The following is a 16,492-nucleotide window of genomic DNA, read 5'->3' as shown; positions in this document are numbered from 1 at the left end:
GAATGAACGCGCAGGCCGGAAGGGATAGCTGACCAACTTGGCCGAGGATGCCGAAGTGCTGGAAGAACAGGCGGGCAGGCGATCACGCCGGCTGGGCCGCGCGAAGCGCATCGGCGGAGGCGTCGCGATCGTCCTCGCGCTGGCGGCCGGCGCCCTCTGGCTCGCACGCAAGCCGATCGCTGACACGTTCATCGCCCGCGAACTCGCTGCGCGGGGCGTGCAGGGCCGCTACACGGTCACGCGCATCGGGCCGCGCACGCAGCGGCTGGACAATCTGGTCATCGGCAATCCGGCGAGGCCCGATGTCACCGTGCGGTTCGTCGAGATCGATGTCGGCTGGGGATTGAACGGCGCACGCATCACGCGCGTACAGGCAAGCGGGGTGCGATTGCGCGGACGACTGCGCGAGGACGGCGTGCTGGATCTCGGCCAGCTCAACCGGCTGATCGAAGGCGGCGAGGGCGAGGCGGCGCTGCCGCAGTGGACGGTCGATGTCGACGATGCACGGGCGGACATTGCGACCGGCTATGGCCCGCTGGTCCTGGTGTTGCAGGGCCGCGGCTATCTGCCTTCCGGCTTTGCCGGGACACTTGGGCTGGCCGCGACGTCGCTGCGCTATGCCGATTGCCGGATCGCAGGGCTGAAGGCGCCGCTCGATGTGGCCACGGAGAATGAGCGCATCGTGCTCAAGGGGCCGGTTTCGACGCCGTCCGTCGTCTGTCCGGAAAGCGGCTTCGCTTTGGCGATGCCGAAGATCGACGTCAATCTGCGGACCGATCTGGCTCTTGAGGATATTGGCGGCGCGCTCAGTTTCTTCGCGGATGGAGCGGAGCAGGGTGAGCGGCGGGTGGAGCGGCTTTCCGGCCTCGTGACCTTTTCGGGCAAGGCCGAGGAGTTGCGCGGCAGCGCGTCGATCTCCGCCAGCGGCGCCTCGATCGACGGCGTCCTGACGGATGCAGCCAAGATCGGCGGGAACTTCGCGCTCAACCCGACAGGGCGGAACCGGGCAGTGGCGTGGCAAGGGTTGGCAACGATCGACAATGCCCGCCCGGCGGACGGGATCGATCTGCGCCGTATCATGAGCGCGGCGTCCGACACGCCGGTCGCGCCGCTGGCCGAGAAGCTGGCGCAGGCGATCGAGCGGATCGGCAAGGCGAACCGGCTGACGATCGGGGGCGATCTCAATCTGCTCGGGACGCGCGGCAATGCGCAGGTCAACCGGCTGGAACTGGCGTCGGCCAGTGGAGCGCGGGTCCGGGCTATCGCCGGCACGGGCGTCAAATATAGCTGGCCCGATGGCGCGTTGCAGGCATCCGGCGCTCTGGAAATGGTTGGCGGCGGCCTGCCGGAGGGACGCATTGATTTCGCCGCGGACGAACGCGGGGCGGTGAACGGAACGGCGAGGCTCGCGGCTTATTCGGCAGGCACGGCGCGCCTTGCGTTCGCGCCTGCGCGGTTCCGGATCGAGCCAAGCGGGCAAGTGCAGTTGAGCACAGTGTTGACGCTCGACGGACCTCTGCCCGACGGGGCGCTCAGGGGGCTGACCGTGCCGCTAGATGCGCGGATGCGGTCGGACGGCGCGATTGCGCTTGCCGGAGACTGCGCGCCTGTGCGCTGGGCGTCGCTGCGCCTGTCGAGCCTGTCGCTCGATCCCGCTCAGCTGCGGCTCTGCGGCATTTCTGGCGGGCAATTGCGGCTCGGCCAGACGCGGCTCACCGGCCGCATGGGGACGAGCCCTCTTGTCTTCACAGCGGATTTCGTGCGTTACGGGCTGGCGAACGGCCGCTTCGACCTGGTGCGGCCGGATGTGCGGATCGGCGCGGCCGAGGCGCCGGTGCGCATTGCGGCGTCGAAGCTGGAAGGCGCGATCGGGGCGATGGCGGGCGGCATCGGCGGAACCCTGGAAGGCGGCACGGCGCGCATCGAGACGGTGCCGCTGGACCTGACGCAGATTGGCGGACGATGGACGTTCGCGAACGGGCGGCTGATGGTCGATGGCGGCTTGCGCGTGAGCGACACTGCGCCGGCGGCGCGGTTCAATCCGCTGACGGGGCAGGGCGTGCAGCTGACGCTGGCGAACAATCGCATCGATGCAACCGGCGTGCTGGTGCATCCTGCGCGGCAGGTGCCCGTCGCCTCGGTCGTGATCCGCCACGAGCTGTCGAGCGGGGCGGGGCAGGCGGACCTCAAGGTAGACAGCCTGCGCTTCGGCGGTGCGATCCAGCCGGACGACCTGACACCGCTGGCGCTGGGCGTGATCGCCAATGTCGATGGGCCGGTCGAGGGGACGGGCCAGATACGCTGGACGGGGACCGATGTCACCAGCACCGGCACCTTCTCGACGCGAGGCATGTCGTTCGCGGCGGCCTTTGGTCCGGTCAGCGGCTTCGCGACCACGATCAAGTTCGCGGACCTGCTCGGCCTGCGCACCGAGCCCGGACAGGTCATGACGATCGGCAGCGTCAATCCGGGTGTCGATGTGCGCGACGGGACGATCCGTTATGCGCTGCGATCGAACGAGCAGGCGGTGATCGAGGGCGGCTCGTGGCCCTTCTCCGGCGGCACGCTGGAACTGCTGCCGGCAACCCTCGACCTAGATGCGCGCAAGCCGCGTCATCTCAGCTTCCGGGTGGTCGGGCTCGAGGCAGGCGCGTTCATCAATACGCTGGAGCTGGACAACATCTCGGCGACAGGAACGTTCGATGGCCTGCTGCCGATGGTGTTCGACGAGCATGGCGGGCGGATCGAGGGCGGCGTCCTCGTCGCGCGCCAGCAGGGCAATGCGCCGCTGGTGCTGACGACGACGCAAGGCCTGAATGTGCCGTGCGATCCGGTGCGCCAGTCCGGCAATCTCGCCTATGTGGGCGAAGTCTCGAACGCGCAGCTCGGCGCTTTCGGCAAGCTGGCGTTCGATGCGCTGAAGAATCTGCGTTATCGCTGCCTGGCGATCATGCTGGACGGCGCGCTCGACGGCGAGTTCGTGACGCGGATCACCGTCAACGGCATCAACCAGGGTACGGAAGAAGCGCGCAGGAGCTTCCTCGCGCGGCCGTTCATCGGCTTGCCGTTCATCTTCAACGTGCGGATCGAGGCGCCTTTCCGGGGCCTGCTCAACACGGCGGCGAGCTTCTCGGACCCGAGCGCCGTGATCCGCAACCAACTCGGCGATCGCTATGCGCCGGTCATCACCGACACGGGGCGGCTTGCCGTTCAGCCAACGGACAGCGACAAGAGGATAGAAGGGGTGCAGAAATGAGGGATCGACAATGGCTGCGCGACATGACGCGAACGGGGATCGGGCTGCTGGTGGCCGCCATGGCTGGCGGCTGTATCCAGGTGCGCGCGCCCGACAAGCCGATCGAGATCAATCTCAACGTGAAGATACAGCAGGAAGTGGTCGTGCGGCTCCAGCAGGACGCCAAGGACCTCATCCAGAACAATCCGGAGCTATTCCCGCAATGACACGCAGCATCATGAGCATCGCCGCGCTTGCCGCCCTGGTCGCGGTCGGGTCGCCCGCCTTTGCGCAGGACGTCATCAGCGCCGCCAAGGCAGCCGGCACGGTCGGCGAGCAGTCGGACGGCTATCTCGGCATCAAGGGTACGGTGAGCGCGGCTGTCCGCAAGGCGGTCGACGATCTCAACATCAAGCGCCGCGACGCCTATACCGGCCTGGCGCAGAAGCGCGGCGCGACCGTGGCCGATGCCGCGGCGGTGACCGGTTGCCAGACGCTCGCGACCCGCGTGTCACAGGGGCAGATCTACCGGATCGGCACGGGCGACTGGCAGACCAAGGGCGCCGGGCCGATCGCGCTGCCCGATTATTGCGCGGCGGCGGGCAACTAAAGGGGGCGATTCGTCGCTCTGCTGCAATCGTTTCTCGCCATATTCCGCAGTCCCGCGCCATCCGTGACGCCGTTGTTGACTTGCGAGGCTTGCCTTTCTACACGGGCCGCGCCTTGACGGGGGCGGACTTGGCGCGTCATGGAGCTGGCGGTTTTGCGCGCTCAAGCGACGTGAAACAGAGGTGGCGACATGGCCGAGACCGACCCCGGGCAAGACCGGATTGCCGAAGATGACCGCCTGAAGTCGCTCGATGAGCGGGTGAAGCGCGCGGAAGCAATCGAACAGGTCAGGACCGGAACGGGCCAGACCGGTGGCATGGACGAGAATTATCGTCTGGGTAACCGGGTGCTCGCGGAACTGCTTGGCGGTCTTGCCGGTGGTGCGCTTGTTGGATGGGTCCTGGACCGGTTCATCGGCACGTCGCCCTGGCTCCTGCTGGTTTTCCTCTTCTTGGGGATCATCGTGGCCTTCAGGAACATCATAAGGATTTCGACGAAGCGTCCTCCGCAATAGGGACGCTTTCGTCTTACTCGCAGACGGCTAAACGGGATTGATACGTGGCAGAATCCGGCAAGATTGACCCGATGCACCAGTTCGCGATCGAGCCGATGTTCGGCACCGATCATCTGGCCATTGGCGGCTACAACATCGCCTTCACGAACAGCGCGCTCTGGATGGTCATCACCGTCGTCGTGCTATGGGTGTTCATGCTCGGCGGCATGAAGCGCGAGCTCGTTCCGGGCCGCTGGCAAGCCGCCGTAGAGTCGATGACGGGCTTCATCGCCAAGCTGACCGACGAGAATATCGGCAAGGGCGGTCGCAAGTATGTGCCCTACATCTTCTCGCTCTTCATGTTCATCCTCTTCGCCAACCTGCTCGGCCTGCTGCCGCTCGGCGTGATCGGCCTGCATCCCTTCACCTTCACCAGCCACTTCACCGTCACCGGCGTGCTGGCGATCCTGAGCTTCTCGATCGTGCTGATCGTCGGCTTCTTCAAGCACGGGATCAAGTTCTTCAGCCTCTTCATCCCTCACGGCACGCCGCTGCCGATGGTGCTGGTGATCTTCCCGATCGAGCTGGTCTCGTTCCTGTTCCGCCCGTTCAGCCTCGGCCTCCGACTGTTCGTGGCGATGATCGCCGGGCACATCCTGCTCAAGGTGCTGGCCGGCTTCGTGATCAATTCCGCCAATGCCAGCCCGCTCTGGGGCGGCGTCGTCGGCATCCCGAGCTTCGCGCTGATGATCGGCGTCTCGGCGCTCGAAGTGCTCGTCGCCGGCATTCAGGCCTATGTTTTCGCACTGCTCACGTCGCTGTACATCCACGATGCCGAGCATCTGCACTGAGTTTTCAATCAACTGACTGACTGATTTTAGAGAAGGAGTTTATTACCATGGACGCAGAAGCCGCAAAGCTCATCGGCGCCGGCCTCGCAGCAATCGGTGCCGGCATGGCCGCCATCGGCGTGGGTAACGTCTTCGGCAGCTTCCTCGAGAGCGCGCTGCGCAATCCGGGCGCCGCAGACGGCCAGCAGGGCCGCCTGTTCATCGGCTTCGCCGCCGCCGAGCTTCTCGGTCTGCTGGCGTTCGTCGTTGCGATGATCCTGATCTTCGTTGCCTGATCTCACGATCTGACAAACGAAGCGGTGCGGTGGCGGCCCAAGGGCACCACCGGATCGCGCTGACGGACAGGTGATATGCCTCAAATAGCCCAACTTGCCGCAACCTACTCATCGCAGATCTTCTGGCTTCTGCTGACGTTCGGCATCGTGTTCTTCGTCATCGGCCTTGGCATGGTGCCGAAGGTCCAGTCGACGGTGGATGCGCGCGACAAGAAGATCGCCGACGATCTGGAAGCCGCCAAGGCCAATTCGGCAGCCGCCGATGCGCTGGAAGCGGACTGGCGGGCGAAGGAAAACGAGGCCCGCGCCGACGCGCAGGCCAAGCTTGCCGAGGCGAAGGCCAAGGCAGCGAAGGACCGCGAGGCCAAGCTGGCCAAGGAAGACGCGGCGATCGGCGAGAAGCTGGCCGCTGCCGAAGCCGAGATCGAAGCCGGGCGCGGCAAGGCGCTGGGTGAGATCGAGGCAGTCGCGGCCGAAGCTGCGGCGGACATCGTCCGTCGTCTGGCCGGGACCGACGTGTCGGCCGATGCGGCGCTCAAGGCAGTGAAGGCGGTAATCTGATGGCCAATCATAGCGACAGCCCCGCCGAGCATCTGGATAACGCCTCGCAGGCCGTGGCGCACAATCTCGATCAGGCCGACAAGGTCCAGGGCCTGAGCGGCGACGTTCATGCCGCGACCGAGGCGCATGGCGGCCCGACCGCGCATGGCCCTGAGCCCAAGGCCGTCGGCATGGATGCCACGGCCTGGGTCAGCCTAGCGATGCTGGTGTTCATTGCCGTGCTGCTCTGGAAGAAGGTTCCGGCGCTGCTCGGCGGTGCACTCGACAAGAAGATCGCGACGATCCGCTCGCAGCTCGACGAGGCCGCCAAGCTGCGCGCCGAGGCCGAGGCGCTGAAGGCGGAATATCAGGCGAAGATCGCCGCCGCCGCCAAGGATGCCGACGCGATGCGTGCGGCCGCCGAGGAAGAGGCTGCCGATCTGATCAAGGCTGCCAAGGCGGAGTCCGAGGCGCTGGTGAAGCGTCGCCAGAAGATGGCCGAGGACAAGATCGGCGCGGCCGAGCGTGCCGCGATCGCCGACGTTCGCGCCAAGGCTGCGACGGCCGCGACGGCTGCGGCTGCCGCGCTCATCAAGCAGACCCACGACGCCAAGGCGGACAAGGACCTGGTCGACGACGTGATCTCCAAGCTGACGCACTGAGCGCCGCCGGCAATAGCCAGACATGAAGAGCCGGGCTGGTTTCAGCCCGGCTTTTTCGTTTCCGCGATCCTCTCTCCCCTCGCGGGAGAGGGGGGGGGGCGCCGCCGGACGCGGTGGGAGGGGGAGGGGGCGGCCAGCCGTACCACCGCAAAACCCCCTCTCCAAGCTGCGCTAGCGACCGCCGGTCGCAAGTTTCGCTTTCCTCTCCCGCGAGGGGAGAGGAGCAGAAGTGAGGTTGTTTTGCGGATGTGCCTTCCCGGCATTGCTCCGTTCGCACCTCAGTCCTAAATCCCCTCCATGACTGATCGCCCCTCATCACCGAACCGTTTCAATGAGGAGGCGGCGACCTATGCCATTCGCGGCAGCGATACGCCAGATATCGAAACCGGTGTGGCGGCGATCCGCGAAACGCTGAAGACCCTGCCGACGCGGCCGGGCGTCTATCGGATGCAGGATGCGCGCGGCGACGTGCTCTATGTTGGCAAGGCGCGGGCGCTGCGCAATCGCGTGACGAACTACACACAGGTCGATCGGTTGCCCAAGCGGCTGCAGCGGATGGTCTCGCAGACCCGATCGATGACGATCGTCACGACCAACAATGAGGCTGAAGCGCTGTTACTGGAGGCGCAGCTCATCAAGCGGTTCCGGCCCGCTTACAATGTGCTGCTGCGCGACGACAAAAGCTTCCCCTTCATCCTGCTGCGCGAGGATCATGCCTTTCCGCGCGTGCAGCTCCATCGTGGTGCGCGGCGGATCAAGGGACAATATTATGGGCCGTTCGCGGGCGCGGGGCAGGTCCGCAAAACGCTGAATGCGCTGCAGAAGCTGTTCCTGCTGCGCAGTTGCACGGACAGCTATTTCAACAACCGGTCGCGGCCGTGCCTGCTCTATCAGATCCGCCGTTGTTCGGCGCCTTGTGTGGGGCGGATCAGCGAGGAGGCCTATGCCGAGCTGACGGCCGACGCGCAGGATTTCCTCGGGGGCAAATCGACCAAGGTGCAGGCCAAGCTCGGCGATGCCATGACCAAGGCGGCCGAGGCGATGGATTACGAGATGGCCGCCGTCTATCGCGACCGGCTGAAAGCATTGACCTTCATCCAGGGTAGCCAGGCGATCCATGCCGAGGGGCTGGGCGACGCCGACATTTTCGCGCTCGCCAGCAAGAATGGCGGCATGTGCATCCAGGCCTTCTTCATCCGCGGCGGGCAGAATTGGGGGCATCGCAGCTTCTTCCCGGTCCACACCGCCGAGGTGAGCGAGGATGAAGTGCTGATGCAGTTCATGGCGCAATTCTACGAGGATGTGCCGCCTGCGCCGCTGGTCCTGTGCGATCGCGAGCCGGCCGAGACCTTGCTGCTCGCCGAGGCACTGACGCAGCGCATCGGGCGCAAGGTGCGCATCGAGGTGCCACAGCGGGGCGAGCGCGTGAAGCTGATCAAGCAGGCGCAGCGCAATGCCGTGGAAGCGCTGGAGCGGCGCCAGGCGGAAAGCAGTGCGCAAGGCAAGATCCTCACCGAACTGGCCGATCTGTTTGCGCTGGAAGGGCCGCCGGACCGCATCGAGATCTACGACAACAGCCATATTCAGGGCACGAATGCGCTGGGCGCGATGGTCGTCGCGGGGCCGGAGGGGTTCCGCAAGAACGCCTATCGCAAGTTCAACATCAAGAAGCCCGAGACGATCGCTGGGGACGATTTCGGCATGATGCGCGAAGTGTTCGAGCGGCGCTTCGGGCGCGTGCAGGAGGAAGACCCGGATCGCGAGACGGGCGAATGGCCCGATCTGGTGCTGGTCGACGGCGGGCGCGGGCAGCTCAATGCGGCGCGGAAAGTGCTGGAGGAACTCGGTATCGAGGAGGTACCGATGGTCGGTGTGGCCAAGGGGCCGCATCATGGCCGCGAAGGCCGGGAAGTCTTCCACCTGCTGGACGGGCGCGATTTCCAGCTGCCGGTGAATCACCCGGTGCTCTTCTATCTCCAGCGGTTGCGGGACGAGGCGCATCGCTTCGCCATCGGCGCGCACCGGCAGAAGCGGGCGAAGGCGATCACGGTGAGTTCGCTGGATGAGGTCCCCGGTATCGGTCCCGCGCGAAAGAAGGCGCTGCTCATGCACTTCGGCACGGCGAGCGCGGTGCGCAATGCGAGCCTGGATGATCTCCAGCGCGCGCCCGGTGTGTCGTCAGCCGTAGCGCAGCAGGTCTATGATTTCTTCCATGGGTGAGCGGCCTAGTTCAGCACCACCACGGTGATCCGCCGATTCTTCGCGCGGCCGTCCGCCGTCGTGTTCGGCGCGACGGGCTGGGCCTCGCCATAGGAGACGGTGGCCATACGGTTGGCCGGGACGCCCTGGCGATGCAGGTACAGCATGGCGGCGTCGGCGCGGGCCTGGCCGAGGCGCAGATTGCGCGCGGGCGTGCCGACATTGTCGGTATAGCCCTGGATCTCGAGATAGACGTTCTTGTTGTCGGTGATGAGCCGCTTGGCGAGCTCGGCGAGGCGAGTCTCGGCCGTGGGTGAGAGATCGGCCTTTGCGAAGGGGAATTTGACGCTCTCGTCGCTCAGCACGACCGAATAGACGAACTTGCCTTCCGCGAGCTTCTGGGCGGCCGTCGCGCGGGAGAGGGCATCCTGCGCGGTGCGATCGACTCCATCGATGCGGTTGTTCAGCGAGGCGACCCGGCTATCGACATACTCTTTCGTGGCACAGCCGCTGAGCAGCAGAGCGGAAAGGGCGGCGACAGGCGCGATTTTCAGGATGTGCGACATCATATTCTCCCACGCATTAACCTTTTCAGTAAGCGGCGCGGCGCGTGGCTACGCAAGATGATGCGGACGCTTTGCGACGAGTCGTGCGTCGCGAGAGCCGCGAATGGCGTGGTCGTCCCTGTATGAGACAGATTTGCGTCGGTTTCGCGCCGTTGTACCGACCGTCCTGCCGTTCTGGCGCGACGGTTCGGCGTGTCCGCGACTCGGCCTTCATTGTGTGCGGTGCGGCGAGGTTGAACCCGTCGCGTTTCGACGCTACATGCGCGGCTTCAAGACCATAACCGGATTTGCCGCACCCTCATGCTGTTCACTTTCATTCTCGTCGTCCAGGCCATCGTCGCGGCCGCGCTCGTCACGGTCATTTTGATGCAGCGTTCGGAAGGCGGCGGTCTCGGCATGGGCGGCAGCCCGAGCGGGCTGATGTCGGCGCGCGGCGCGGCGGATTTCCTGACGCGCTCGACGACTGTTCTGGCCACGGTCTTCGTGAGCCTCAGCATCGTGCTGGCGGTCATTGCCGCCACGCAGCACCGCGCGGCCACGGTGGACACGTCGCTGGTCGGCAAGGCCGGACCGGTCGATGATGGCGCCGTTCCCGCTGCAAACGGCGATGCGCTTTCCGGCGCCGCCGCAGCCGCGAGCAACGGCGCTGCCCCGGTGACGACCAACCAGTCGGTCCCGCTCGCCCAATAATTGCGCGCACAGCATAATTTTTTCGCAGGCGGCGGATTCGTTCGCTTGCCCTTTTCGTCGAGTAACGAGTAAGCCTCACCTCCCATGGCGCGGTTCATTTTCATCACCGGCGGCGTGGTCTCTTCGCTTGGCAAGGGCCTCATGGCCGCCTCGCTCGGCGCGCTGCTCCAGGCGCGCGGCTTCACGGTCCGCACCCGCAAGTTCGATCCTTATCTCAATGTCGATCCGGGCACGATGTCGCCCTATCAGCATGGCGAGGTCTATGTGACGGACGACGGCGCCGAGACCGATCTCGATCTCGGCCATTATGAGCGCTTCACGGGCGTCGCGAGCCGTCAGGCCGACAATGTGACGCAGGGGCGCATTTACCAGACGATCATCCAGCGCGAGCGGCGCGGCGATTATCTGGGCGCGACCGTGCAGGTGATCCCGCACGTCACTGACGAGATCAAGGCGTTCGCCCTTGCCGAGACGGACGATGTCGATTTCGTGCTGTGCGAGATCGGCGGGACGGTGGGCGATATCGAGAGCCTGCCGTTCATGGAGGCGATCCGCCAGCTCCACAACGAGCTGGACGTCGGCCAGACCATCTTCGTCCATGTGACGCTGGTGCCCTATATCGCGGCGGCCGGCGAGCTCAAGACCAAGCCGACCCAGCATAGCGTGCGCGAGCTGACCTCGCTCGGCATCCAGCCCGATATCCTGCTTTGCCGCACCGAGCACCCGCTGCCGGACAGTGAGCGGGCCAAGATCGCTTTGTTCTGCAACGTCCGCAAGGATGCAGTGATCCCCGCGCTCGACGCGAGCAGCATCTATGCGGTGCCGGCGCAATATCATGCCGAGGGCCTCGACACGGCCGTGCTGCGCGCCTTCGGCATCGAGGGCGTTCGGGAGCCGGACATGGCGCGCTGGGCGGACATCATGGACCGCCAGCAGAATCCGGAAGGCGAAGTGACGATCGGCGTCGTCGGCAAATATGTCGGCCTGCCGGACGCCTACAAGTCGCTGCATGAGGCGCTTGTGCATGGCGGTCTTGCCAACCGCGTGAAGGTCAAGGTCCAGTGGCTCGATGCCGAATTGTTCGAAGCCGAGGACAGCGACATCGCCGCGAAACTCGAGCCGATGCACGGCATTCTCGTGCCCGGCGGCTTCGGCGTACGCGGATCGGAAGGCAAGATAGCCTCGGTGCGCTTCGCGCGCGAGCGACAGGTACCGTTCTTCGGCATCTGCCTCGGCATGCAGATGGCTTGCATCGAGGGCGCGCGGAACACGGCGGGCATTGCCGCCGCCTCCACGACCGAATTCGGCCCGACGGACGAGCCGGTCGTCGGTCTCATCACCGAGTGGATGAGCAAGGAAGGCTTGCAGAAGCGCACCGCCGAGGGCGACCTCGGCGGCACGATGCGGCTCGGCGCCTATCCGGCGAAACTGACCGGCAACAGCGTCGTTGCGAGCATTTATGGCGGCAATGACATCAGCGAGCGGCACCGCCATCGCTACGAAGTCAATGCGAGTTATCGCGAGCCGTTGGAAAAGGGCGGACTGTTCTTTTCCGGCATGTCGCCGGACGGCACGCTGCCGGAGATCATCGAGCGGCCGGACCATCCCTGGTTCATCGGCGTGCAGTTTCATCCGGAGCTCAAGTCCAAGCCGTTCGATCCGCATCCGCTCTTCGCGAGCTTCATTGCCGCGGCGGTGAAGCAGAGCCGGCTGGTCTGATCCGGCGCTTGAGCGCGTGAGGCCAGATCGATAGGCTCCCCTTTTGGGGAGCGCTCATGACATCGCAGGAGCTCAATTGGCGGATCGAGGCAGCCTGCCTCAACGCCTGGCCGTCACATCGCGAGATTGTGCTGGGCGGCTGGCTGCTACGCGCATCCGGCGGCCCGACGCGACGGGCGAACTCGGCCAATCCACTGCATCCCGGCGCTCTGATCGATGAAGCGCATATCGAGCGGGTGGAGGCTACGTATCGGCGACTGGGGCAGCGCGTCCTGTTTCGCGTGCCCGGGATCATCGATGGAATCGACACCAAGCTGGCGGCGCGGGGCTATGAGATCGATGGCGTCACGCGGACGCTTTATGGCGACATGGACGACCTGACGCTGGAAACGGCGGGCCAGGTGTCCGTGGCCGACTTGCCGGATGAAGACTGGCTCTCTGCCCGTGATCGCCTGAGCGGCAATGACCCAACCGGCTGTGCGGCCTATCGCGCGATCATCGCATCGCTCCTGCTGCCATGTGGCTTTGCCGCAGCTCGACACGAAGGGCGGATCGCCTCGATCGCTTTCGGCGCAATACAGGACGGCCTGCTGGCGCTCGAATCGGTAGTGACGGACCCGGCGCTGCGTGGGCTTGGACTGGCACGCCAGTGTGTCTCGGGATTGATCTTGTGGGCGCGACAGCAGGGTGTGGAGGGTGTTGCGCTGCAGGTCATGGCCGACAACGCACCGGCGCGGCGGCTTTACGCGGGGCTCGGCATCGGGCGCGATCTCTATGGCTATCACTACCGGGTGAAAGCCTGACCTGACCCCATGCCATCACCCCAGCGTAACCTGGGGTCTCATAAATTCGCGGCCCGGCTACCTCTACCCGAGATCCCAGCGTTCGTTGGGATGACGAATGAGACACAAAAGGGCGCCCGGGTTTCCCCGGACGCCCACTCTCTGACTGGTTAGAGAGCTCGTACTACGGCTCAGGCGGCGTTCTTGTCGCCGGTTGCGAGGTCGATGACCTCACCCTTGCCGTTGATGGCGATCTTGCGCGGCTTCATCGCGTCGGGGATCTCGCGCACCAGCTCGACGGTCAGGAGACCATCGGAGAGGTCAGCGCGCTCGACGCGGACGAAATCGGCCAGCTCGAAGCGGCGCTCGAAGCTCCGATTGGCAATGCCGAGGTGCAGGAACTTCGTGCGGTCGCTCTCGGCGACTTCGGCTTTCCGGCCGCTCACCTGCAGTAGGTTCTGCTGAGCGGTGATGTCGATCTCGTCGGCCTTGAACCCGGCGACGGCGAGCGTCACTCGATAGCGGTCCTCGTCCAGGCGCTCGATGTTGAAGGGCGGATAATTGTCGGTCTGCTGCCGCGCGCTGTTCTCGATGAGGTCGAACAGTCGGTCGAAGCCGACCGTGCTGCGGCGATAGGGAGTCAGGTCGAAACCACGCATAGTCAAATCCTCCAAAGGAGCGTGTTTGATAGGTGCGATGCCGGACCCCGCACCGGGCGCCCGGTTCATCATCCGATCCCTGAGTGGCGATCGGACGAGCTTCAGATATGTGCGGGGGAGGGGGTTTCAAGAGGGGCACGTTGCCCAGAAAGACTAAGCGCCCAGATCGATTTCCGATCCGGGCGCCCGTGGACGAAAAAATCGTCTCCCCCTTTGGCGTCGTCTCCGCTCACCTAACCGGCCCCCTCAAGCGAGTAGGCGGGAGAGCGACGTCCCTGAACCACGGCCTGCTATGAAAAGCCTGTGTTTCAGCGACGAAGCTAAGCGAGGTGTCCGGCCCTGTCACTGGCAAACAGGGTTCCCGAAAAATTGCTTCGGCATCTGTGCCAATTCCGCAACAGATGGGGTTTGACGATGCCTGACGCTACGACATGTCGGTTTTCCGCTGCAACCCTTGCCACCGGCACGCCCGCGCCATAGAGGAAGGCACCCCCTGTCGAGGCTGCCCGCAGCATCATGATCCTCAACCGCTATGAACAGATGATTGCCCGGCGCTACCTGCTGCCCGGTAAAGGCGAGGGATTCATCTTTCTCGTGGCGGCGATCAGCCTGATCGCGGTCATGCTGGGGGTCGCGGCGCTGATCGTGGTGATGAGCGTGATGAACGGCTTCAGGGCCGAGCTGTTCGACAAGATCGTCGGCCTGAACGGCCATGCGGTCGTGCAGGGCTATGGCGGGCGACTCGACAACTGGCAGGACATTGCCGCGAAGGCGCGCGCCACGCCGGGCGTGACGAGCGCATCGCCGCTGATTGAGCAGCCGCTGCTCGCGACCTTTCAGGGCCGCGTCGAGGCCGCCCTTATCCGAGGCATGACCGAAGAGGATATTCGCGAAAGCCCTTCGCTCAAGGGTAAGGTCGTCGCCGGATCGCTCGATGCGATTCGCACCGGCAGCGGCAAGGTCGCGGTCGGATCGCGGCTGGCCGAAAATATGGGCGTGACCGTCGGCCAGACGATCAGCATCATCAATCCCGCCGGGCGATCGACGCCGTTCGGCACGGTGCCGCGGCAAATCCCCTATGAAGTGGGCGCGATCTTCGAGATCGGCATCTACGATTACGACAAGGCCTTCGTCATCATGCCGATGAAGGATGCGCAGACCTTGCTGCTGCTGGGTGACAAGGTCGGAATGGTCGAGGTGCAGACCAACGATCCCGACCGGGTCGGCGAGATCCTCGCACCGCTGGCCGAGCAGGTGCGCGGGCAGGCGCTGGTGATCGACTGGCGGCAGATGAACTCCAGCCTGTTCGAGGCCTTGCAGGTCGATCGCGTGGTGAGCTTCGTCATCCTATCGCTGATCATTCTCGTGGCGGTGTTCAACATTCTCTCCTCGCTGATCATGCTGGTGCGCGCCAAGACGCGCGACATTGCTATTCTGCGGACGATGGGCGCGACGCGAAGCAGCCTGCTGCGCATCTTCGTGACTGTCGGCCTCGCTATCGGATCGCTCGGCACGCTGGCGGGGCTGGTGCTGGGCTCGATCATCCTTTTCTTCCGTCAGGGTATTCTCGACGGCGTGCAATTCCTGACCGGCCAGCAGATATGGGACCCCTCGATCCGTTTCCTCACCACCTTGCCTTCCAAGCCCGATCCGGTGGAGATCGTCGCCATCTGCCTGATGGCCATCGGCTTCAGCTTCCTCGCGACGCTCTATCCGGCACTCAAGGCCGCCAATACCGATCCGGTGCAGGTGCTGCGCTATGAGTGAAGTGGCATGAGCGAGGTTTTGGCCGTCTCCGCGCTCTCGCGCAGCTTCACGCAGGGCGGCGCGCAGATCGACGTGCTGCGCGGCGTCGATCTGCGAGTTGGCGCGGGCGAGATCGTGGCGCTGCTCGGTCCCTCTGGCTCGGGCAAGTCCACCATGTTGCAGGCCATCGGGTTGCTGGAAGGCGGCTATGGTGGATCGATCCGCCTGTGTGGTGTCGAGGTGGCGGGCGAGGGCAATGACGGCCGCACGACCTTGCGCCGCGAGCGGCTTGGCTTCGTCTATCAATTCCATCATCTGCTGCCGGATTTCAGCGCGATCGAGAATGTGATCCTGCCGCAGCTGATCTTCGGCAAGAGTACCGATGAGGCGAAGGCGCGCGCGGAGAGCCTGCTTTCCAGCCTCGGCCTCGGGCACCGGCTCGATCACAAACCGAGCCAGCTTTCCGGCGGCGAACAGCAGCGCGTTGCTGTCGGGCGGGCGCTGGCCAACAAGCCGGCCCTCGTGCTGGCGGACGAGCCGACCGGCAATCTGGACGAGCGCACGGCCGATGTCGTGCTGGACGAGTTCGTCCGGCTCGTCCGGGAGCAAGGCTCGGCAGCGCTGATCGCGACGCACAACGAGCGCCTCGCAGCGCGGATGGACAGGATCGTGCGGCTGCATGACGGGGTTCTGGACTAGCAACCTTTCGGCCGCGCCTCCGGCGGTGGCCCTGGCAAGGAGTGGCATCATGGCAACCATCGTCATCACCGGCGCAAATCGCGGTATCGGGCTGGAATTGGCGCGCCAATATGCGCGGGAAGGCCACGAGGTCATTCGAATGATGCGCGGCATCGACAAGGCCGATCCACTGTTCGGCACGACCGTCGCACTGGATGTGACCAGCGGCGAGTCTGTCGCGAAGGCGGCAGCGGCACTGGGCGGCAAGCCCATCGACCTGCTGATCGCCAATGCCGGTGTCATCGGCCCGGACGCGGCGAACCAGAGCGCGACGGCGATGGACTTTGCCGGGTTCGCGGCAACGCTGGACGCCAATGTGCTCGGGCCGCTCCGCGTCATTCAGTCGCTGCTGCCCAATCTGCGCGCGGCGAAGGACGCGAAAGTCGCCGTTGTTTCGAGCCGGATGGGATCGATGGCCTATGCCAAATCCGATCATGTCGCCTATCGCGCGTCGAAGGCGGCCGTGAACAAGGTCGTTCAGTGCCTCGCGACCGATCTGGCGGAGGAAGGGATCGCCGTCGCCTCCCTGCATCCCGGCTGGGTGCGCACCGATATGGGCGGAGCAGGCGCCGACATCGATGTCGAGACCAGCGCGACGGGCTTGAGGAACGTGCTGGCTGGTCTGAACCTCGACAACACCGGTCGTTTTTGGGCCTATGATGGCGAAGCACTGACCTGGTAGATTGCGACGAGACGAGGGCAATGTGCGAGGATTGGACAGTGTCACC

17 protein-coding genes are annotated in these 16,492 nt (G+C 65.1%); 15 read left to right on the top strand and 2 right to left on the bottom strand.

Annotated elements, in window-relative coordinates; translation table 11 throughout:
- Positions 1-37 precede the first annotated feature (37 nt).
- The 9 genes from KM135_RS03560 to uvrC all read left to right on the top strand — a co-directional run bounded on the left by KM135_RS03560 (position 38) and on the right by uvrC (position 8,885).
- The gene (locus KM135_RS03560; protein ID WP_221712610.1) at positions 38-3,256 is read left to right on the top strand and encodes an intermembrane phospholipid transport protein YdbH family protein; all 3,219 of its coding nucleotides are present in this window, start codon (positions 38-40) and stop codon (positions 3,254-3,256) included.
- A 23-nt stretch (positions 3,257-3,279) separates the two neighbouring features.
- Positions 3,280-3,462: a YnbE family lipoprotein gene (locus tag KM135_RS03555; protein WP_221713035.1), complete on the top strand. Its 183-nt coding sequence runs from the start codon at positions 3,280-3,282 to the stop codon at positions 3,460-3,462.
- Entirely contained in the window at positions 3,459-3,845 is a 387-nt protein-coding gene (locus KM135_RS03550) for a YdbL family probable chaperone protein (RefSeq protein WP_221712609.1), read from the top strand. The genes KM135_RS03555 and KM135_RS03550 overlap by 4 nt, the downstream gene beginning before the upstream one ends.
- A 189-nt stretch (positions 3,846-4,034) precedes the next feature.
- Positions 4,035-4,358 carry an AtpZ/AtpI family protein gene (locus tag KM135_RS03545; protein WP_221712608.1) on the top strand — a complete coding sequence of 108 codons (324 nt, stop codon included), beginning with the start codon at positions 4,035-4,037 and terminating at the stop codon, positions 4,356-4,358.
- Positions 4,359-4,429: 71 nt separating this feature from the next.
- Complete coding sequence (locus KM135_RS03540) at positions 4,430-5,188, top strand: F0F1 ATP synthase subunit A (RefSeq protein ID WP_246605767.1); 759 nt, start codon at positions 4,430-4,432, stop codon at positions 5,186-5,188.
- A 47-nt stretch (positions 5,189-5,235) separates the two neighbouring features.
- A complete protein-coding gene (locus KM135_RS03535) occupies positions 5,236-5,463 on the top strand; it encodes a F0F1 ATP synthase subunit C (protein ID WP_114520182.1) in 228 nt (75 codons plus the stop codon).
- A 75-nt stretch (positions 5,464-5,538) separates the two neighbouring features.
- Positions 5,539-6,024: a F0F1 ATP synthase subunit B family protein gene (locus KM135_RS03530; RefSeq protein WP_221712606.1), complete on the top strand. Its 486-nt coding sequence runs from the start codon at positions 5,539-5,541 to the stop codon at positions 6,022-6,024.
- The gene (locus tag KM135_RS03525) at positions 6,024-6,665 is read left to right on the top strand and encodes a F0F1 ATP synthase subunit B family protein (protein ID WP_221712605.1); all 642 of its coding nucleotides are present in this window, start codon (positions 6,024-6,026) and stop codon (positions 6,663-6,665) included. The genes KM135_RS03530 and KM135_RS03525 overlap by 1 nt, the downstream gene beginning before the upstream one ends.
- 297 nt (positions 6,666-6,962) lie before the next feature.
- The gene (gene uvrC, locus KM135_RS03520; protein ID WP_221712604.1) at positions 6,963-8,885 is read left to right on the top strand and encodes an excinuclease ABC subunit UvrC; all 1,923 of its coding nucleotides are present in this window, start codon (positions 6,963-6,965) and stop codon (positions 8,883-8,885) included.
- Positions 8,886-8,890: 5 nt separating this feature from the next.
- On the opposite strand, the gene KM135_RS03515 is transcribed toward uvrC, so the two are convergent.
- Entirely contained in the window at positions 8,891-9,433 is a 543-nt protein-coding gene (locus tag KM135_RS03515) for an OmpA family protein (RefSeq protein ID WP_246605726.1), read from the bottom strand.
- Between the two features lie 300 nt (positions 9,434-9,733).
- On the opposite strand from KM135_RS03515, the gene secG reads away from it, so the two are divergent.
- The 3 genes from secG (at position 9,734) to KM135_RS03500 (ending at position 12,642) form a co-directional block, all read left to right on the top strand.
- Positions 9,734-10,120, top strand: coding sequence for a preprotein translocase subunit SecG (secG, locus tag KM135_RS03510; RefSeq protein ID WP_221713033.1), 387 nt, complete (start codon positions 9,734-9,736; stop codon positions 10,118-10,120).
- Between the two features lie 84 nt (positions 10,121-10,204).
- Positions 10,205-11,839, top strand: coding sequence for a CTP synthase (pyrG, locus tag KM135_RS03505; protein WP_221712603.1), 1,635 nt, complete (start codon positions 10,205-10,207; stop codon positions 11,837-11,839).
- 56 nt (positions 11,840-11,895) lie between these two features.
- On the top strand, positions 11,896-12,642 hold the full coding sequence (locus KM135_RS03500; RefSeq protein WP_221712602.1) for a GNAT family N-acetyltransferase: 747 nt from the start codon (positions 11,896-11,898) through the stop codon (positions 12,640-12,642).
- A 170-nt stretch (positions 12,643-12,812) separates the two neighbouring features.
- Here KM135_RS03500 and KM135_RS03495 read toward each other — a convergent pair whose 3' ends face one another.
- Complete coding sequence (locus KM135_RS03495; RefSeq protein ID WP_221712601.1) at positions 12,813-13,280, bottom strand: Hsp20 family protein; 468 nt, start codon at positions 13,278-13,280, stop codon at positions 12,813-12,815.
- A gap of 516 nt (positions 13,281-13,796) precedes the next feature.
- Between KM135_RS03495 and KM135_RS03490 the strand changes: the two genes are divergently transcribed.
- From KM135_RS03490 to KM135_RS03480, 3 genes are read left to right on the top strand one after another with little or no spacing between them, the layout of a single operon-like run.
- The gene (locus KM135_RS03490) at positions 13,797-15,047 is read left to right on the top strand and encodes a lipoprotein-releasing ABC transporter permease subunit (protein WP_221712600.1); all 1,251 of its coding nucleotides are present in this window, start codon (positions 13,797-13,799) and stop codon (positions 15,045-15,047) included.
- Positions 15,048-15,053: 6 nt separating this feature from the next.
- The gene (locus KM135_RS03485) at positions 15,054-15,725 is read left to right on the top strand and encodes an ABC transporter ATP-binding protein (protein WP_221712599.1); all 672 of its coding nucleotides are present in this window, start codon (positions 15,054-15,056) and stop codon (positions 15,723-15,725) included.
- Positions 15,726-15,774: 49 nt separating this feature from the next.
- Complete coding sequence (locus KM135_RS03480; RefSeq protein WP_221712598.1) at positions 15,775-16,446, top strand: SDR family oxidoreductase; 672 nt, start codon at positions 15,775-15,777, stop codon at positions 16,444-16,446.
- Positions 16,447-16,492: the final 46 nt, after the last annotated feature.

This window comes from Sphingobium xanthum, assembly GCF_019737615.1.
Lineage (GTDB): Bacteria > Pseudomonadota > Alphaproteobacteria > Sphingomonadales > Sphingomonadaceae > Sphingobium > Sphingobium xanthum.
The sequence above is the reverse complement of the archived record's forward strand: the minus strand, read 5'-3'. Positions and strand labels throughout refer to the sequence as shown.